Origin of the sequence: Shinella sp. NM-101 (assembly GCF_021401195.1) — a bacterium.
Lineage (GTDB): Bacteria > Pseudomonadota > Alphaproteobacteria > Rhizobiales > Rhizobiaceae > Shinella.
This window is the reverse complement of the sequence record NZ_JACBFT010000002.1, coordinates 169,001-187,260: the sequence shown is the minus strand read 5'-3', so window position 1 is coordinate 187,260 and position 18,260 is coordinate 169,001. Positions and strand designations below refer to the sequence as shown.

Sequence of the window (18,260 nt, the reverse complement as noted above, 5' to 3'; positions counted from 1 at the left end):
GGGGGGATCGTCCGGCGGCTGAATGCGATAAACGATAGATTCGAACGTTACTCGAGTGTCGCGGCCATCGCCGAGCCGGCCGGGGCGGTGCGGCTGTCGACGTCGACGACGACACTCAGGCCCGCACGAAGCTTGCCGCTGTCCAGCGCATCCTTCGGCAGGGCGATGCGGACAGGCACGCGCTGCGTGACCTTGGTGAAGTTGCCCGTGGCGTTCTCCGCCGGCAGCAGCGAGAAGACCGAGCCGGAGGCGGGCGCGATCGACGACACCGTGCCGACGATATCGTCGTTCTCGTATGCGTCGACATGCAGGTGCACCTTCGAGCCGGGCACGAGATGGGCGATCTGCGTCTCCTTGAAATTCGCCTCGACATAGAGGTCCGTCACCGGAACCAGCGCGGCAAGGCGCTGGCCGGCTGAAACGAGGTCGCCGACCTGCACGGAGACATTGCCGACGACACCGTCATAGGGCGCCTTCAGAACCGTGAAGCCGAGGTCGCGCGTGGCCTTGTCGCGGGCCAGTTCCAGCGTGCGGATGCCGCTATCGGCCTCGGCGCGCTGGGCTTCCAGGACTGCGATGTTCGCCTTGGCGGATACGATATTGGCATCCGCGCCGACGAGGTTGGCCTTGGCCTGGTCGAGCGCCACCGTGGCGCTGTCGAGCGAGGCGGTGGTGCCGACGGCCTTGGCATTCAGCTCCTTGGCGCGCTTTTCGGCGACTTCTGCACCGCTGAGGGCAGCCTGGTAGGCCACCTTCTGGGCCTCGGCCTGGGCAAGGCTTGCCCTGGCGCCGTCGATCTGGGCGTCGATGCGGTGGAGCGCGAGCTTCTGCGTCGCGATCTGCGCCTCGGCCTGCTCCCGGGCAAGGCGGTAGTCGCCGTCGTCGAGCGTGACGAGCGGATCGCCGGCCTTGACCATCTGGTTGGCAACGACGTTGACCGCGGCGACATAGCCGGACACCTTCGGGGAGATGGACGCGATGTCACCCTCGATATAGGCGTCGTCCGTCGAGATCATGAAGCGGCCATGCGTCCACCACTGGTAGCCGTACCAACCGGCGGCGGCGAGCAGCACCAGCCCGAGGACCGGCAGCGCCATGCGGCGGCCGCCCTTCTTCTTTTCGGGCTGCTGCGCGACTGCAGCGGCAGGGGCCGGCGCCTCCGCCGTCGTCACCGGCCGTGCCTCGGCGGTCTCGGCCTCAAAATCGTCGTTGACCGGGCGAACCTTCGCCGTGCCGGCGCCATGTGAAGTCGACATGCGCATTCCACCATTCTCTGGATGAAAATTTCGAACTGAACCGTACGGTTCGATTTGACATAATCCTGTTTTTCCCGCATATCAAGTGAAATCGAACCAAGCGGTTCGAAATACTGGAATCGGGCTCTGACACGGGAATGCACACCACGGTAGAAAAGTTGGCCGCCCCGCATGCGGGTCGCCGCGCGGCGGGAGAAGACCCCGCCAAGCGCGAGCAGATCCTCGACGGCGCAAAGCGCGTGTTCATGGAGCAGGGCTTCGAGGCCGCCAGCATGAACGACATCACGCGCGCGGCCGGCGTCTCCAAGGGTACGATCTACGTCTATTTCGAGAACAAGGAAGACCTTTTCGGCTACATGATCGAGCGCGAGCGCAGCCGGATCACCGAGACGGTGCGCCATGCGCTCGACGGCAACAAGCCGATCACCGAGACGCTGGCGGATTTCGGCATGCTGTTTGCCACGCACATGACGGCGGATCAGACGATCCGCGCCATGCGCATGGTGATCGCCGCCAATCACCGCCTGCCGATGCTCTGCAGCCGCTTCTTCTCCGCGACGCCGATCAACCCCGTCTCAGTGCTGCAGGAATATCTCGACCGGCAGGTGGCGGCGGGCATCATCGCCTGCGAGGACACCGTGCAAGCCGCCAAGCAGTTCATCGAGCTCACCACCGTCGGCCTCTTCAAGCCGCGCATCTTCGGCTCGATGGAGGAGGTGCCCCCGCGCAGCGCCATCGAGAGGAACGTGACGTCCGCGATCCGCGTCTTCCTCGCCGCCTATGGCACAAAACCCTTGCGGCCGGACGCCGCCGAATGACGAATTCGTGAAATAAGATCGGCGGGCAGGCGCGCCCGCTTGCCAGCGGTCGAATTCTGCATAAATACGGAAGTCCATTCTCACACCCGTATTCATGGAGAGGAAGACCGGATGGACAGCATTCTTGCGCTCATGCAGGACCCGGCCGCCTGGATCGCGCTTGTCACGCTGGTCGTGATGGAAGTCGTTCTCGGTATCGACAACCTCATCTTCATTTCGATCCTGACCAACAAGCTGCCCGCAGAGCACCGGGTGCAGGCCCGCCGCATCGGCATCGGCCTGGCGCTCGTCATGCGCCTTGCCCTGCTCGGTACAATCGCCTGGATCGTGCAGCTCACCACCCCGGTCTTCGAGGCCTTCGGCCACGGCTTCTCCTGGAAGGACATGATCCTGATCGCCGGCGGCCTCTTCCTCGTGTGGAAGGCGACGAAGGAAATCCACCACAATGTCGACCCGCTCGACCACAAGGAGGATGTGGTGGGCGGCGCGGTCACGACGTCGTTCACCGCCGCCATCGGCCAGATCCTGCTGCTCGACCTCGTCTTCTCGATCGACAGCATCATCACCGCCGTCGGCATGACGCCGCACCTGCCGATCATGGTGGTCGCCGTGCTCGTCGCCGTCGCCGTCATGCTGCTGGCCGCAACGCCGCTCGCCAACTTCATCGAGAAGAACCCGACCATCGTCATGCTGGCGCTCGCGTTCCTGCTGATGATCGGCACGACGCTGATCGCCGAAGGCATGGGCTTCCATGTGCCCAAGGGCTACATCTACGCGGCCATGGCGTTCTCGGCGCTTGTGGAGCTGCTGAACATGCTCTCGCGCAATGCGCGGCAGAAGAGCAGGGGCGCGGGCGGGCATTGAGATTGAGCCGGAAGGCCCCTCCCTGCAAGGGGGAGGGGCTTAACCTGCCGCTCCGTTGGCATTCAATTTTTGATGATGAGCAAGCCTCCAGCTTTCTACCCCTTGTGGGGAGATGCCGGCAGGCAGAGAAGCTGTCGAAGACGGGCCGGACGGGTGGGGAGCTCGCCTGCCGTTTCGTTGGCCACGGGGAGAAACCGGAAAAATCCCCGTGTTCTCCATCTCCGTCGTGTCCGGTTGACACGGCCCGCCTTCTCTTGGCAAATCTTCGAACGGGTGGATTGTTCCGCGAAAGTTTTGGCCGGTTGCGCTGATCTCAGTGGAACCGGCAGGGCCTCAAGGGAATTCATGCCGCGCATCACCCCGCCGCACGGACTGACATATGACCCTTGAGCAGACCTTCGCCTTCGTCGTCATCGGCCTGATGATGGCGGCGTTCATATGGGGAAGGTTCCGCTACGATCTCGTCGCCTGCTGTTCGCTGCTGCTGGCGCTCGCCGTCGGCATCGTGCCCTTCGACAAGGCATTCTCCGGCTTTTCCGACGACATCGTCATCATCGTCGGCAGCGCGCTGATGGTGAGCGCGGCGGTCGCCCGCTCCGGCATCGTAAACCTCGCGGTCAAGCGATTCTTCCCGAACCTGACATCGAAGCGCAGCCAGCTCGCGCTGCTGCTGGTCTCCGTCGCGGTGCTCTCGGCCTTCATCAAGAACATCGGCGCGCTCGCCATCATGATGCCGCTCGCCTTCCAGTTCGCCCGCAAGTCCGGCACCCCCGCCTCGAAATTCCTGATGCCGATGGCCTTTGCCGCGCTTCTCGGCGGCCTGATGACGCAGATCGGCACCTCGCCCAACATCGTCGTCTCGCGCCTTCGCCAGGAGATCACCGGCGAGAGCTTCACCATGTTCGACTTCACCCCCGTCGGCGCGACGCTGACGGTCTGCGGCATCCTCTTCATGCTGTTCTTCAACCGCATCGTGCCGGAGCGGAGCAACAAGAACGCCAGCATCGAGGAATCGCTGGAAGCGGCCGCCTATTCCTCCGACGCGAGCGTGGAGGAAGGCTCTCCCTCCATCGGCAAGTCGCTCAACGAGGTGCTGAGGAACGGCGACGGTGAGGTCATCGCGACCGCGATCATCCGCGGCCACGTCCACATCGCGCCGCTGCCGGATGTCCGGCTGGCGGCCGGGGACACGATCCTGATGGAGGGCACCGCCGGCGCGCTCGACAAGGTCGTCTCCGCCGCCGGCCTGTCGCTCTCCGGCAAACCCATCCAGACCGGCCGCGGCGAGTCGGGCGAGATCAGCGCCATCGAGGTCGTCGTCGGCAACGAATCCCGCCTCATCGACATTTCCGCCCGCTCCATCGCGCTGTTCCACTCCTACGGCATCAACCTGCTCGCCGTCAGCCGGCAGGGTCAGCGCCTGCGCGAAAAGCTCTCCGAGGTGCGCCTTCGTCCTGGCGACGTGATCGTGGTGCAGGGCAACAACCGGGCGCTGCCGACGCTGCTGCCCGAGCTCGGCCTCCTCCCCCTCGCCCAGCGCGAGATCCTGCTTGGCGCGCCGCGCAAGGCGATCATCCCCGTGCTGGTGCTGATCGCCGCCATGGCCTCCACCGCGCTCGGCTTCGTGCCGGTCGCGACCGGCTTCTTCGCCGCCGCCGTCGCCATGGTGCTGTTCCGCGCGGTGCCGCTGCGCGAGGCCTATGCCGCGCTCGACGGGCCGATCCTCGTCATGCTCGCCGCCCTCATTCCCGTCTCCGACAGCCTGCGCACGACGGGCGCGAGCGAGCTCATCGCCGGCTGGCTCGGCGATATCGCCGTGCACCTGCCGCCCTTCGGCGCGCTCGGCCTCATCCTGCTGACGGCGATGGCGGTGACGCCCTTCCTCAACAATGCCGCGACGGTGCTCGTCATGGCGCCCATCGCGGCGAGCTTCGCAAGCGCCCTGCACTACCGGCCCGAGGCCTTCCTGATGGCCGTGGCGATCGGCGCGGGCTGCGACTTCCTCACCCCCGTCGGCCACCAGTGCAACACGCTGGTCATGGGCCCGGGCGGCTACAAGTTCGCCGACTATCCCCGCGTCGGCCTGCCGCTCTCCGTCCTCATCGTCATCGTCAGCGTGCCGGCGCTGCTCTACGTCTGGCCGGTGCAATAGGCGGGACCCGAGTTTTTCTTGACGCGCCGGGCTGAATATGGTCTCACCCAGCCCAATGGAAAGCCTCTTCCCGCCGCCCGAAACGGCGAAAATCCGGGCTCTCCCCTCCTGAAATGTCAAGACAGGCCCTATCCATGAGCACTTCCGGCGTCCGCGTCCGTATCGCACCCTCCCCGACCGGCGAGCCGCATGTCGGCACCGCCTATATCGCGCTGTTCAACTACCTCTTTGCGAAAAAGAACAACGGCACCTTCATTCTGCGCATCGAGGACACGGACGCCACGCGCTCGACGCCGGAATTCGAGCAGAAGGTGCTGGACGCACTGAAATGGTGCGGCCTCGAATGGTCGGAAGGCCCTGACATCGGCGGCCCCTACGGCCCCTACCGCCAGTCCGACCGCAAGGACATCTATCGTCCTTACGTCGACCAGATCGTCGCGAACGGCCATGGCTTCAAGTGTTTCTGCACGCCCGAGCGGCTGGAGAAGATGCGCGAGGAACAGCGCGCCGCCGGCAAGCCGCCGAAATACGACGGACTGTGCCTGCATCTCTCGGCCGAGGAAGTGACGCGGCGCGTCGAGGCCGGCGAGCCGCATGTCGTGCGCATGAAGATCCCGACCGAGGGCTCGTGCAAGTTCGTCGACGGCGTCTACGGCCCGGTCGAGATCCCGTGGGAAGCCGTCGACATGCAGGTGCTGCTGAAGGCCGACGGCATGCCGACCTACCACATGGCGAATGTGGTGGACGACCACCTGATGAAGATCACCCATGTGGCGCGCGGCGAGGAATGGCTCGCCTCGGTGCCCAAGCACATCCTCATCTATCAATATCTCGGTCTCGAGCCGCCGGTCTTCATGCACCTGTCGCTGATGCGCAATCACGACAAGTCGAAGCTCTCCAAGCGCAAGAACCCGACCTCGATCTCCTATTACTCGGCGCTCGGCTACCTGCCGGAAGCGCTGATGAACTTCCTCGGCCTGTTCTTCATCCAGATCTCCGAGGGCGAGGAGCTGCTGACCATGGATCAGCTCGCCGAAAAGTTCGACCCGGAGAACCTCTCCAAGGCCGGCGCGATCTTCGACATCCAGAAGCTCGACTGGCTGAACGGCCGCTGGCTGCGCGAACAGCTTTCGGAAGAAGATTTCACGCAGCGCGTTCTGGAATGGGCGATGGAGAACAACCGCATCCGCGAGGGTCTCAAGCTCTCGCAGTCGCGCATCTCCAAGCTCGGCGAACTGCCGGACCTCGCCGGCTTCCTGCTGAAGTCGGACCTTGGCCTGACGCCGGAATCCTTCGCCAAGGTGAAGTCGACGCCGGAAGAAATCCTCGAAGTGCTGAACCAGGTGCAGCCCGATCTCGAAAAGATGCCGGAATGGACCGTCGAGAGCATCGAGGCGGAACTGCGCGCAAGCGCCGACCGGCTCGGCAAGAAGCTCAAGGTCGTGGTGGCCCCGCTCTTCGTCGCCGTTTCCGGCTCGTCGCGCTCGCTCCCGCTCTTCGATAGCATGGCCATCCTTGGCCGCTCCGTCGTGCGCCAGCGCCTGAAGGTCGCCGCGCAGGTGGTGGCCTCGATGGTGGGCAGCGGAAAGTAAGGGGGTCCCCTCATCCGCCTGCCGGCACCTTCTCCCCGCGGGGAGAAGGGAATGCGGCGCCCGCAACACACTCCGGTCCCCTCCCCTCGGGGAGAAGGCCAGGGTGAGGGGGCAGCAGGCACCAGTTTGCAATTAATTGCGCGGCGAAAGCCGCAACAGGGTTCGAAAAGATGACCGACACGAAGACAGACACCGCCCTTTCCTCCGACCCGACGGAAGTCCGCCGCCAGAAGCTCGGCCAGCTCCGCGAGACGCTCGGCGAGGTCTATCCGGCGCATTTCCACCGTACGATGACCAATGCGGAGCTTGCGGAAAAATACGAGGGCCTGGAACCCGACACGGAGAGCGGCGACATCGTGACCGTCGCCGGCCGCGTCTATTCCTCGCGCAATTCGGGCATGTTCATGGATATCCATGACGCCTCGGGCAAGATCCAGATCTTCTCCCATAAGGACACGACGCCGGAAGAGGCGCGCGCCCTGCTGCCGATGATCGATATCGGCGACATCATCGGCGTGACCGGGATCGTCCGCCGCACCAAGCGCGGGGAACTCACGATCAACGCGCAGCAGATTGTCATGCTGACGAAGACCCTGCTGCCGATGCCGGAAAAGTGGCACGGCGTTGCCGATGTCGAGATCCGCTACCGCAAGCGCCATCTCGACATCATGACCAACGAGGAATCCAAGCTTCGCTTCCAGCAGCGCTCGAAGATCGTCTCCGGCATCCGCCGCTTCATGGAGAACGACGGCTTCATGGAAGTCGAGACGCCCATGCTGCATTCGGTCTATGGCGGCGCGACGGCCGAGCCCTTCAAGACGCACCACAACACGCTGAAGCTCGACATGTACCTGCGCATCGCGCCGGAATTGTTCCTCAAGCGCACGCTGGTCTCCGGGCTCACCGACAAGGTGTTCGAGATCAACCGCAACTTCCGCAACGAGGGCGTGTCGACGCGGCACAATCCCGAATTCACGATGATGGAATGCTACTGGGCCTATGCCGACTACGAGGACATCATGGACCTCGTGGAACGCCTCTTCGCCGAGCTTGCGGTGAAGATCCACGGCTCGACCGAATTTGCCTATGGCGACAAGGAACTTTCCTTCAAGGGCCCGTTCAGGCGCGTGCCGATGCCCGATGCCGTCAAGGAAGCAACCGGCCTCGACTTCCTCGCCATGAAGAGCGACGAGGAAGCCCGCGCCGCCGCCAAGGCCGCCGGCTTCGAGATCGAGAAGGACTGGACCTGGGGCGAATGCCTTGCCTTCATCTTCGAGGAGAAGGTCGAGCCGACGCTGATCCAGCCGAGCCACGTCACGCATTTCCCGAAGGACATCTCGCCCTTCGCCAAGGAAGTGCCGGGCGAGCCGCGCCTCGTCGAGCGTTTCGAGACCTATTGCAACACCTGGGAACTCGGCAACGCTTTCTCCGAGCTCAACGACCCGGAAGAGCAGCGCGCCCGCATGGTCGAGCAGCTCGAACAGGCCCATGCCCGCGGCGAGAAGGCCAAGCAGCTCGATGACGAATTCCTCGACGCCATCGACCAGGGCATGCCGCCCGCAGGCGGCCTCGGCATCGGCGTCGACCGCCTGATCATGCTCTTGACGAACGCCCCGTCGATCCGCGACGTCATCCTCTTCCCGGCACGCCGGGCGAAGGCGGACTGACACGCTTCGTTGCGGTGGCAGGAAGCACCGCTTCCCCTCCGTCGTGGTCCGGCTCGACCCGACCATCCATCCCCACAGCCTCACCGTGGCTTGGATGCTCGGGGTCAAACCCGAGGGTGACGCGCGTGCGGAGGTAGCCGTCGAGCAAACATCGAAGCCCCCATCATCCAAGATGACGGGGGCTTTTCCTTGCCTTACGCCTCGATGGAGACATCCCCGATGGGCCGCGAGCAGCAGGCGAGGATGTAGCCTTCCGCGATCTCGTCGTCGAGGATGCCGCCATTGTGGCGCATCTCCACCTCGCCAGAGACCTTCATCACCCGGCAGGTGCCGCAAAGCCCGCCCTCGCAGGCCGCGCCGATGCGCACGCCGGCCGCGCGGGCCGTCTGCAGGATCGTCTGGCCGGGCGGGCACTTGCCCTCCTTGCCGGCCATGGTGAAGCTGACGGTCGCGACGGCATCGGCATCGACCTCCTGCTCGCCGGCGCCGGCACGTATGGCGATTTCCTCCGGCGCGGGGGCGCTCGACGGCTGGAAGCTCTCCTCGTGATAGCGGTCCATGTTGAAGCCGCAGACCTTCAGCATGTCGCGCACACCGCGCATGAACGGTTCCGGACCGCAGCAGAAGACGGTGCGGTCCCGGAAATCCGGGGCGAGCAGCGAAAGGCGCGCCGCGTCGATGCGGCCGCGAAGGCCATGCCAGCCGTCGCGCGGATTGTGGCCCTCGACGACGAAGCCGAGCGCAAGGTTCGGCATCTGGGCGGCAAGACATTCGAGCTCGCCCTTGAACAGCAGGTCCTCCGGCTTGCGCGCGCAGGTGACGAAGGCGACGTCGGACTGCGGCGCGCAATCGGCCATCCAGCGCGTCATCGACATCATCGGCGTGACGCCCGAGCCGGCGGAGATGAAGAGATACTTCTCCGCGGGATAACGCACGAAGGAGAAGTCGCCGAGCGGCCCGAAGGCCTTCAGCTTCATGCCGGGGCGCAGGTTGTCGAACATCCAGCGCGTGCCGATGGAGTTCTTCTGCGCCTTCACCGTCACCGCGACCGAGAACGGGCGCGATGGCGAGGAGGACAGCGTGTAGGTGCGCATGACCGGATCGTCCTCCGACACCGGCAGCTCCAGCGTGACGAACTGGCCCGGCAGATACCGGAACCAGTTCTTCTGGTCGGAGCTGAAGGTGAAGGTCATCACATCAGCCGTTTCCACGGTGACGGCGATGCACTCCAGCAGGTTGTGGCGGTCGTGCCAGGGATTGAGTTCGTCGAAATGGTGGAAATGGCTGACGACCGTCATGTCACGCGACCTTGGTAAGCGGCTTCTTGGCGCCGTCGAGCCGCTCGATCATGAAGTTCGAGTACCATTCGACGAACTGCATGACGCCGCCCTCGTCCTCGGCCGAATAGGGGCCGGGCTGGTAGGCGGGCGAGCGGATGCCGAAGGCATTTTCCTCGACGATCCGGCGGTCCTGGTCGTTGGTCTCGGTCCAGACATGGGTGAGTTCGTCGAGACGGTAGTCGACGCCCTCGACCGCATCCTTGTTGACGAGCCACTTCGTCGTGACCTGCGTCAGTTCCGGGCCGAGCGGCAGCACGCGGAAGGTGATGGCGTGGTCGGCGAGGACGTGGTTCCACGTCGTCGGATAGTGGAAGAGCAGCAGCGTGCCGACATGGCTTTCCAGCATGTCGTTGGAGAGCGGGCGCTGCACCGCGCGCGCGCCGGACATGGTGTAGCTCTCCGCATCCTGGATGAGCGGCATGCGGGCAGCGCGGAACTGGCCGGTCGGCGAGATGCGGAATTCGCTCGGCAGGCCCGCGGCCTCGCACTTCGCCCAATGCGCGGCGATGACCGGATCGTCCTTCGCCCCTTGCACGCCGGTCGCGCTCGGCGCTTCCGGATAGGTGCGGCAGAGCTCCGGGTGGTTTGCGGCGCAGTGGTAGCACTCGCGGTTGTTCTCCCAGACGAGCTTCCAGTTGCCCTTCTCGATGATCGTGCTCTCGAAGGCGACCTTCGTCTCTCCGAGGCGGTGGCGGGCGAGATAAGGCTCAGCCGTCGAACGGAAGGCGGAAAAGTCGGGCGCCTCGTCGGCGAGGCAGATGAAGATGTAGCCGCCGACGGTCTCGCAGTGGATCTGCTTCAAGCTGTGCTGCGTCTTGTCGAAATCCGCCGCCATGTGGCGGGCAAAGAGCAGAGAGCCGTCGAGCTCGTAGGTCCACTGGTGGTAGGGACAGACGAGCTTGGCCGAGGTGCCCTTGTGCTGCGTGCACACGCGCGAACCGCGATGGCGGCAGGAATTGTGCAGCGCGCGGACGGTGCCCGAACGGTCGCGGGTGATGACGACGGGATAATCGCCGACCTGCACGGTGAAGAAGTTGCCGGCCTTCGGGATCTCGCAGTCATGGCCGATGAACAGCCAGTCGCGATACCAGATCGTCTCGAGGTCGAGCTTGTAGTGGTCGGGGTCGATATAGAAGGCCTGCTCGAGGCTGTAGCCCTCGCGCCGGTTCTTGAGCTTGCGGAGCACGTCGCTGCTGATGTCCATGGCGGATCCTCAACTAATCCAGATTTGGGCCGAGGCGCACGGGAGGAGACGGCATCCGGGCGGAAGACCGCACGGGCTGCACGCTTCCCGGCCGCCCGCCGCAGCCAGTCACGATCGTTTCTCCAGGCTGGTTTCCGGGCTGAGGAGCGTCCTGCCGGGCCGTTCCCTTTTCGAAGCCGGACGGCTTCGAGGGTCGTGCCTTGCCTGACCGGTGCAACGCCTTCCCAGACCTCCCGTCCAGTGGCCGCTGCTGCACCTTGCTCCAACACCGTTGCGGGGGCAGCGCCGGACTTCAACCGGCTTCCCAATTCTCCACCCCCCTGCGGGGGCAGCACCTTGAGTGTCTCCATCTAACCGCAAGCGCGGCGGCGCGGCATGTCGGAAAACGACATGCCATTCTGATTTGACGACAGTCAAGACGGAGCATGGAGCACAGATAGAATCCGGTTTTCTCCACTTAACTCAACTACATATGCCGATTTTCACGGCAGGCCGCCCATTCTTTCGGCACGCCCGCATCCGCGATCAGTCTCTTGTCATATTGCGACCATGATTGTGACGCGCAAAAGAAGGCAGCCGCACGGAAAGGAATGCTTAACGACGTTTTCATAAGCTTTCCGGCAATCCGGGCGCGAGGACGGGGTGTCGAAGCGTGCAGCAGACGAAATTCCGATACTACGACGCCGTGGCGTTCAAGCGCGCGAACCCGCCGCGCTCCGCCGTTCATACGGAATTCCTGCGCACCGGCCGCATCGAGCGCAATTTTAGCTGGAGCCCGAACGAGAAGCGCTATCTCAGCTACCAGGAGGTGGCCGAGCGGACGGGCCGCAAGCTGGAGCGGGCGGGCAACGTCACCCACGAGCGCATCAACGGCTTCCACCGTTCGATCCAGTTCCCGAAGCTGATCTTCCACCGCACGCTCGCCGGGACGCCGCATCTCGGCTACTGCCACATCACGGTTGCCAATTCGCGCTTTGCGGAGTTCGACAATGTGCAATGGGCCTTCTACATGGCCAATTTCCTCGCCGAGATCGGCGACGGGGAACAGTTCTTCGCCGGCATTTCGCAAAAGCCGGGACGCATGTATTTCGCCGTCGCCATCGCGCCGGCGGAAGATGAAGGGCGCCTGACGATCGACCGGACGGTGCGCGGCAACGGCGTCATCTTCCGCACGGACGACCCGAAGCTCGCCATGAAGAACGTGCTGATGCTCGGTGCGCGCAACGAAACCCTGCGCAGGGCCATCGAGGCGCTCTGACGCGGGCTCACGAAGCCTTGTAGAGCATCCACTCCTTGCCGGCCGGCACCTCGTCGCCGCGGCCGTAGACGACGATCTGGTCGCCCCCCGCCGCCTTCGCCTCCGCCAGCGCCCGTTCGCAGGCGGACGAAAGGTCGAGCGCGCTGTCGGCCCGGTCCGTCATGCACACGCCGGTGGAAAGCGTGAGATTGCCGAGATTGCGGCCGGTGCGCGGATCACGCAGCGGCACCGCCTGGAAGGCCGCGCGCAGGAGATCGACAAGGCGCGTTACCTCGCCCTCGTCCGCGGTGTTGAACAGGAAACCGAAACGCAGGCCGTCGAAGCGCACGGCAAGGTCCTGCGCCGGGAAGGCCTGGCGGATGAGGCCGCCATAGAAGGTGACGAGATGGTCCGACAGCGCCTCGATCTGGCCGGGCGAGAACCGCCGCTCGGCATCGACCTCCGCAATCGCCACGCCGCACAGCAGCGGCATCTGCGGATTGGCGTAGACGCGGGCGAGCGCCTTGTTGAAGGCGCGGCGGTTGCCGAGCCTGGTCGGCGGGTCGATGAACTTCGTCGCCTCGAACTCCACCATCTCCTTCTGGATGCTTTCCATGGCGGCGGTCTGCGCCGCGACCTTCTCCGCCATTTCCGCCGCATGGTTGACGCGCTGCTCGGTCGCCCGCTGCAGCGCCTCGAGCGAGCTGCCGAGCGCGCCTTCGCCAAGGCGTCCGGCATCGCGGATGACCTGCGAGGCCTCGCCGATCAGGCGGCCGTAGTCGTTGAGCGAGGAGCGCTCCTGGCTGAGCAGGTGCATGAAGTTGCTCATCTCGCTGCTGAGCGCGCCCGCCGAACGCTGCAGCACGCTCGCCTCGTGCTGGTGGGGCAGGTATTTGCGGCCGAGTTCGTCGAGGGCGGCCTGCGACTTGTATTTGCCGAGCGCGATGAAGTCGCGCACGAGATCCGGATTGCTGCCGGCATAGGCCTCGTAGACCAGTTCGTAATTGCGCGGCAGGCCGTCAATGCCCATCTGCTTCATCGCCATCGCGATCCGCAAGGCGATGTCGGTTTTCGAGGATTTTCTGTGAGTCATGATGGGGACCTGCGTGCGGGACTGTTGGCCCCCGTATAACAGGCGGCTCTTTCGGCCCCTCTAACCCGGTCGCTCGAATTTTAGGCAACCGCGCGGTCTTGGCAGCCACGGCCAAAGCCCTGTAAAGGAAGCAGAAAGACGGAAGGACGACATGGCGGATATCGTGGATACCCGGACGGATGGCGAGGCCGCGCTGGCACGCGCCGTGGAGACGCTCGCGCGCGGCGTGCCCGTCGCCATTCCCACCGAGACGGTCTACGGCCTTGCCGCCGACGCCACCGATCCGCTGGCCATAACCCGCATCTATGAAATGAAGGGCCGGCCGCGCTTCAATCCGCTGATCTGCCACATGGCCGATCTTGCCATGGCGGAAAGGCACGCGGTCTTCGACCCGCTGTCGCGCCGGATCGCCGAGGCCTTCTGGCCCGGCCCGCTGACGCTGATCGTGCCGATCCGACCGGAAAGTCCCATCCATCCGCTGGCACGCGCCGGCCTCGACACGGTCGGCATCCGCGTGCCGACCGGCATCGCAGGCCGCCTGATCGCCGCCTTCGGCCGGCCGCTCGCAGCCCCCAGCGCCAACACCTCCGGCCGCATCAGCCCCACCACCGCCCGCCATGTCGCCGAGGATTTCGGTGACCGGCTGGAACTGGTGCTCGACGGCGGCCCCACGACCGTCGGCCTCGAATCCACGATCCTCAAGGTCGAGGGGGAGACGATCCGGCTCTTGCGGCCCGGCGGGCTCGACGCCGCAGACGTCGAGCGCGTCATCGGCCGCCCGGTCACGCGCGGCGACAAGGCGGGCGCAACGATCGAGGCGCCCGGCATGCTGGCCTCGCACTATGCGCCCGACGCCCCGGTGCGCCTCGATGCCGGCGACGTGAAACCCGGTGAGGCGCTGATCCGTTTCGGCGGCACGCCGCTTCCCGGAGAAGGCGAGGCCGCGCTGGTGCTCGACCTCAGCCCCAGCGGCAACCTTGCCGAAGCGGCCGCCAATCTCTTCGGCTACATGAAGACGGCGGATGCGGCGGGCGCGCGCTCCATCGCCGTTTCGCCGATCCCCACGACCGGCCTCGGCGAGGCGATCAACGACCGCCTGCAGCGCGCGGCGGCGCCCCGCAGCTAGGAGAAACGCGCGATGGTCAAGGCGACGCTCACCCCCGATCTCATCGCCCGCTTCGCGGACATCACCGGCCCCGGATATGCCCTCGCCGACGACAGGGACATCGCCCCCTATCTCGTCGAGAGCCGCGGGCTCTACCACGGCACCTCTCCGCTGGTGCTGCGGCCCGGCTCGGTGAAGGAGGTCTCGGCGATCCTGGCGCTCGCCACGGAAACGCGCACCGCGATCGTGCCGCAGGGCGGCAATACGGGCCATGTCGGCGGCAGCGTGCCGCGCGAGGGGGCGGCGGATGTCGTGCTTTCCCTCTCCCGCCTCAACCGCATCCGAGACGTCGACCCGGTCGGCAACGTGATCGTCGCGGACGGCGGCTGCGTCCTTGCGGACATCCATAAGGCGGCCGAAGCCGTCGACCGGCTCTTCCCGCTGTCGCTCGGCTCGGAAGGCTCCTGCCAGATCGGCGGCAACCTTTCCACCAATGCCGGCGGCACCGCGGTGCTCGCATACGGCAACATGCGCCATCTGTGCCTTGGCCTGGAGGTGGTGCTGCCGACCGGCGAAATCTGGAACGGCCTGCGCCGGCTGAAGAAGGACAATACCGGCTACGACCTGCGCGACCTCTTCATCGGCGCGGAAGGCACGCTCGGCGTCATCACCGGGGCGGTGCTGAAGCTCTTTCCCCGTCCGCTCGGCCACGAGGTCGCCTTTGCCGGCCTGAAATCGGTGAAGGACGCGCTCGCCCTCTTCGAACGCGCCTCCAGCCGCTGCGGCACGGCGCTCACCGGCTTCGAGCTGATGCCGCGCCTCGGCGTCGATTTCACCACGCGAAACATTCCGGGCGTGCGCGATCCGCTGGCCACCCGGCACGACTGGTACGTGCTGGTCGACATCTCGACCTCCGACGCCGCCGAAACGGCGACACGGATGATGGAGGCGCTGCTGGCCGAAGGCATCGAGGCCGGGCTGGTGGAAAATGCCGTCATCGCCGCAAGCGGGGAACAGCGCAAGGCCCTGTGGCACATGCGCGAGAGCATGTCGCCGGCGCAGAAGCCCGAGGGCGGATCGATCAAGCACGACGTCTCCGTGCCCGTCTCCTCCATTCCGGATTTCATGGCGGAAGCGGATGCGGCGGTGATGGCGGCGATCCCCGGCGCGCGCATCTGCTCCTTCGGCCACATGGGCGACGGCAACATCCACTACAACATCTCGCAGCCCGTCGGCGCCGACAAGGAGGCGTTCCTTGCCCGCTGGCGCGAGATCAACCATCTCGTCCACGCCATCGTGCTGAAATACGGCGGCTCGATTTCCGCCGAGCACGGCATCGGGCAGTTGAAGCGCGACGAGCTTGCCGCCGTGCGCGAGCCGATCGAGATGGACCTGATGCGGAGGGTCAAGCGCGCTTTCGACCCCGCAGGGATCATGAATCCCGGCAAGGTCGTCGCCGGTTGATCAGGCCCCGCCGGTGCGAAGCTGCGCCAGCGACATCATGAGGTCCGCGCTGATGCCGGAGGAACCCGAATTCGTCAGCACCGAGAGGGCGGGATCGGTGGTCGCCTGATTGTTCAGGTCGTAGAGCACGGAGAACTTCACGATCATCTTCGAAACTGCCTGCGGGTCCTGCAACTCCTTGAGGTCGAGATGGCGCTTGATCATTTCGGCCTGGGCGTCGATGTTCGCGCTGCCCACCTCGTCGGGAAGCTGGTAGACCACCTTGAAGACCTCGAAGAGCGCGTCGTCGGCAAGGATGTCGTAGGGGGTCGTGATCGTCGCGGCCTTGCGTTCGAAATAGAGTGCAAGGCGCACGCCGGCATTGTCGTTGCCCGCCTCCTCCTCCAGCATCTGGCGCACATGGCTGTCGATCGTCTCGTAGATGCCGCGGCGCGACTGGATCTCGGCATCGTCCGGCTGCTTGATCTTGCCCTCGGCGTTGAAGTTGAACGAGGCGACGATCTTGCGGAAGCCGCGGTCCGCCTGCCGGTTCACGAAACTCTTGGGGTCGTCGAGGTCGGACGCGAAGATCTTCTCCATGAAGACCGGATCGACGCTCTTCGGATCGATGCCGTTCGCCGTCAGCACGAAGGAGACGAGACGCTCATCGGAGAGGAATTCCTTGGTCGTTTCGACCCGTTGGATCTGCGTGGCGTAATATTTCGCCTCTTCCTCAGCCTTCGCCTTGTCGTCCTTCGTCCCGAAACGGGATTTCGCCGTCACATAGGCGCGCGACATGACGAGGATCTCGGATTCCGACTGCGCCAGCTTCGGCGCGGTGATATTGCCGTCCGCACCGAAATTGAACGCCTTGGCAAGCTGGACGAAGCGGTCGTCCTTGAGCTGGTACACATAGCTCCTGGGATCGTTGAGGTCGCTCTTGAGCACTCTCTTGACGGTGAAGGCAGAGACGCTGGCAGGATCGAGCCCGAACGCCTTCAATGCGAAGTTGTAGACCGACGCCTCCCCGACGAAGTCCTGCACCGACTTGACCGCACCGATCTGGCTCTTGAACCGCTTGACGGCGGTCGCGTCCGCATCGTCGTCCTTGTCGTTGTAGTGGACCATGTAACCGCGGGCGGCAGCGGCGGTCTGTGCGGCCGTCTGCGCCGTGTCGCCGGCCGCAAGCGAGCCGTCCTCCTGGAAGTTGAAGGCGGCGCGCAGCGCGACGTACTTCGCCTTGTCGGCGCCGCCGAAGAGGTTGATGTAGCTCGTCGCGTCGTTCGGGTCGGGGTCGCTCGTCAGGATATTGGAGATCGTGGAGCTGACGACGGACGCCTTGTTGAGGTCGAAGGCGACCTTGATGTAGTTCAGGAGGCGGGGATCGCTGACGAGTTCGTGCGCCGTCGTGATGCTTCCGATGCGACTCTCGAAATAGTCCTTGTTCATCAGCGCCGCCTCGGACGTCACGCGCGGATTGGAGAGCGTGTAGAGCTGGTTCGTGCCCGCCTTCTGCGCCGCATCCTGCACGGTGCCGGCCGTCGCCGTCCCGTCGCTGGCAAAGCTGTAGGCCTCCGCCAGCGCGCGATACTTCTGGGCATTGGCGATGACCGCGTTCTGCCGTGTGATTTCCGCCCTGAGTTCGGCGATCCGTGCCTTGTTGGCATCGTTGGAGGGAAGGCCGGCCAGCTCCGCATTGGCCGCCTCGATCGCCGTGGCTGCCTCTTCGGCGCGCACGCCGAACGTGGTGTTGAAATAGCTGCCCGGATCGTCGGGATCGCTGCCGAGGACGCCGCGCACCACCGTGCGCGAATAGGTGTTCGGATCGATGCCGAAGGCCGTGAACACATAGTTGCGCAGACGGTCGTTGTTGAGGAGCTGATCGGCGCTCGTCACCGTGTCGATGACGATATTGTAGTAGCGCGTCTCCTCCTTGATCGCCGAGCCGGCATTGGCGGCCGTGGCGGAATACAGCCCGATGATCTCGTCGAGCTGGGTTTCCGTCTGGGGCGTTGCGGTCGAGGCGGAAAAGCTGAAGGCGCTGGCGAAGTTGCGGTAGCGCTCGTCGGACAGCTTGTTGGCAAAGCTGTTGGCGTCGGTCAGGTCGCTGTCCAGCACCTTGCGCATGAAGGCCTTGGCATAGGTCATGTCGTCGAGGCCGTAGGCCTTCATGGCATAGGAATAGAGCCGGTAGTCATCGAGAAACGCGTCGACCGAGCCGACCTTGCCGATGTTCTCCTTGTAGTACTCGGCCTCGCGCGCATTGCTCGTCTCCGCCGCCGTGCGGTCCAGCGACTTCAGCATGTCCTTCGAGATGAGGTTGTAGCTCGTATAGGTCGACAGCATGGAGAACCCGTTCCTTCCGGTCACCGGCCGCGCGCAGGCCGATCGCCGGCATTGTCGCGCGCGAGGCTTGTCCCGGCCTGTCGGCTCTCCTTCGGCAAAGGCGCTCGCGGCGTTCACGTCTCCTAAACCCTAGCCCGTTCGGT

13 protein-coding genes and 1 riboswitch are annotated in these 18,260 nt (G+C 65.0%); of the genes, 8 read left to right on the top strand and 5 right to left on the bottom strand.

Going from position 1 to position 18,260, the window contains the following annotated elements; genetic code table 11:
• Nucleotides 1-47: 47 nt before the first annotated feature.
• Entirely contained in the window at nt 48-1,256 is a 1,209-nt protein-coding gene (locus L0976_RS04720) for an HlyD family secretion protein (protein ID WP_203316150.1), read from the bottom strand.
• A 137-nt stretch (nt 1,257-1,393) separates the two neighbouring features.
• Between L0976_RS04720 and L0976_RS04715 the strand changes: the two genes are divergently transcribed.
• The 5 genes from L0976_RS04715 to lysS all read left to right on the top strand — a co-directional run bounded on the left by L0976_RS04715 (nt 1,394) and on the right by lysS (nt 8,349).
• Nucleotides 1,394-2,074 carry a TetR/AcrR family transcriptional regulator gene (locus tag L0976_RS04715; RefSeq protein ID WP_203316151.1) on the top strand — a complete coding sequence of 227 codons (681 nt, stop codon included), beginning with the start codon at nt 1,394-1,396 and terminating at the stop codon, nt 2,072-2,074.
• A gap of 111 nt (nt 2,075-2,185) precedes the next feature.
• Nucleotides 2,186-2,938, top strand: coding sequence for a TerC family protein (locus L0976_RS04710; protein WP_234186345.1), 753 nt, complete (start codon nt 2,186-2,188; stop codon nt 2,936-2,938).
• A gap of 379 nt (nt 2,939-3,317) precedes the next feature.
• Nucleotides 3,318-5,090, top strand: a complete 1,773-nt coding sequence (locus L0976_RS04705) for an SLC13 family permease (RefSeq protein ID WP_234186344.1) — start codon at nt 3,318-3,320, stop codon at nt 5,088-5,090.
• A gap of 134 nt (nt 5,091-5,224) precedes the next feature.
• Nucleotides 5,225-6,682 carry a glutamate--tRNA ligase gene (gene gltX / locus L0976_RS04700; RefSeq protein ID WP_234186343.1) on the top strand — a complete coding sequence of 486 codons (1,458 nt, stop codon included), beginning with the start codon at nt 5,225-5,227 and terminating at the stop codon, nt 6,680-6,682.
• Between the two features lie 170 nt (nt 6,683-6,852).
• Nucleotides 6,853-8,349: a lysine--tRNA ligase gene (gene lysS, locus L0976_RS04695; protein ID WP_234186342.1), complete on the top strand. Its 1,497-nt coding sequence runs from the start codon at nt 6,853-6,855 to the stop codon at nt 8,347-8,349.
• Nucleotides 8,350-8,543: 194 nt separating this feature from the next.
• On the opposite strand, the gene L0976_RS04690 is transcribed toward lysS, so the two are convergent.
• Nucleotides 8,544-9,647 carry a hybrid-cluster NAD(P)-dependent oxidoreductase gene (locus L0976_RS04690; protein WP_234186341.1) on the bottom strand — a complete coding sequence of 368 codons (1,104 nt, stop codon included), beginning with the start codon at nt 9,645-9,647 and terminating at the stop codon, nt 8,544-8,546.
• 1 nt (nt 9,648) lies between these two features.
• Nucleotides 9,649-10,893 (bottom strand): aromatic ring-hydroxylating dioxygenase subunit alpha, encoded by a 1,245-nt coding sequence (locus L0976_RS04685; RefSeq protein ID WP_234186340.1) that lies wholly within the window; start codon nt 10,891-10,893, stop codon nt 9,649-9,651.
• 107 nt (nt 10,894-11,000) lie between these two features.
• Nucleotides 11,001-11,247: riboswitch (cobalamin riboswitch) on the bottom strand.
• Between the two features lie 298 nt (nt 11,248-11,545).
• Between L0976_RS04685 and L0976_RS04680 the strand changes: the two genes are divergently transcribed.
• Nucleotides 11,546-12,151, top strand: a complete 606-nt coding sequence (locus L0976_RS04680) for a DUF6656 family protein (protein ID WP_234186339.1) — start codon at nt 11,546-11,548, stop codon at nt 12,149-12,151.
• A gap of 7 nt (nt 12,152-12,158) precedes the next feature.
• Here the strand turns inward: L0976_RS04680 and L0976_RS04675 are convergent, their stop codons facing one another.
• Nucleotides 12,159-13,223, bottom strand: a complete 1,065-nt coding sequence (locus tag L0976_RS04675) for a diguanylate cyclase domain-containing protein (RefSeq protein ID WP_234186338.1) — start codon at nt 13,221-13,223, stop codon at nt 12,159-12,161.
• Nucleotides 13,224-13,374: 151 nt separating this feature from the next.
• Here L0976_RS04675 and L0976_RS04670 point away from each other — a divergent pair, with 151 nt between their 5' ends.
• Nucleotides 13,375-14,349: an L-threonylcarbamoyladenylate synthase gene (locus L0976_RS04670; protein WP_234186337.1), complete on the top strand. Its 975-nt coding sequence runs from the start codon at nt 13,375-13,377 to the stop codon at nt 14,347-14,349.
• A gap of 12 nt (nt 14,350-14,361) precedes the next feature.
• The gene (locus L0976_RS04665; protein WP_234186336.1) at nt 14,362-15,792 is read left to right on the top strand and encodes an FAD-binding oxidoreductase; all 1,431 of its coding nucleotides are present in this window, start codon (nt 14,362-14,364) and stop codon (nt 15,790-15,792) included.
• Here the strand turns inward: L0976_RS04665 and L0976_RS04660 are convergent, their stop codons facing one another.
• Nucleotides 15,793-18,117 carry a DUF1217 domain-containing protein gene (locus L0976_RS04660; protein WP_234186335.1) on the bottom strand — a complete coding sequence of 775 codons (2,325 nt, stop codon included), beginning with the start codon at nt 18,115-18,117 and terminating at the stop codon, nt 15,793-15,795.
• Nucleotides 18,118-18,260: the final 143 nt, after the last annotated feature.

Bases quoted from the DNA above. Each gene is read 5' to 3' on its own strand.
- L0976_RS04715 (WP_203316151.1), top strand. From the start codon at position 1,394: ATGCACACCACGGTAGAAAAGTTGGCCGCCCCGCATGCGGGTCGCCGC.
- L0976_RS04685 (WP_234186340.1), bottom strand. From the start codon at position 10,893: ATGGACATCAGCAGCGACGTGCTCCGCAAGCTCAAGAACCGGCGCGAG.
- L0976_RS04710 (WP_234186345.1), top strand. From the start codon at position 2,186: ATGGACAGCATTCTTGCGCTCATGCAGGACCCGGCCGCCTGGATCGCG.
- L0976_RS04675 (WP_234186338.1), bottom strand. From the start codon at position 13,223: ATGACTCACAGAAAATCCTCGAAAACCGACATCGCCTTGCGGATCGCG.
- L0976_RS04705 (WP_234186344.1), top strand. From the start codon at position 3,318: ATGACCCTTGAGCAGACCTTCGCCTTCGTCGTCATCGGCCTGATGATG.
- L0976_RS04660 (WP_234186335.1), bottom strand. From the start codon at position 18,117: ATGCTGTCGACCTATACGAGCTACAACCTCATCTCGAAGGACATGCTG.
- lysS (WP_234186342.1), top strand. From the start codon at position 6,853: ATGACCGACACGAAGACAGACACCGCCCTTTCCTCCGACCCGACGGAA.
- L0976_RS04720 (WP_203316150.1), bottom strand. From the start codon at position 1,256: ATGTCGACTTCACATGGCGCCGGCACGGCGAAGGTTCGCCCGGTCAAC.
- L0976_RS04690 (WP_234186341.1), bottom strand. From the start codon at position 9,647: ATGACGGTCGTCAGCCATTTCCACCATTTCGACGAACTCAATCCCTGG.
- L0976_RS04665 (WP_234186336.1), top strand. From the start codon at position 14,362: ATGGTCAAGGCGACGCTCACCCCCGATCTCATCGCCCGCTTCGCGGAC.
- gltX (WP_234186343.1), top strand. From the start codon at position 5,225: ATGAGCACTTCCGGCGTCCGCGTCCGTATCGCACCCTCCCCGACCGGC.
- L0976_RS04670 (WP_234186337.1), top strand. From the start codon at position 13,375: ATGGCGGATATCGTGGATACCCGGACGGATGGCGAGGCCGCGCTGGCA.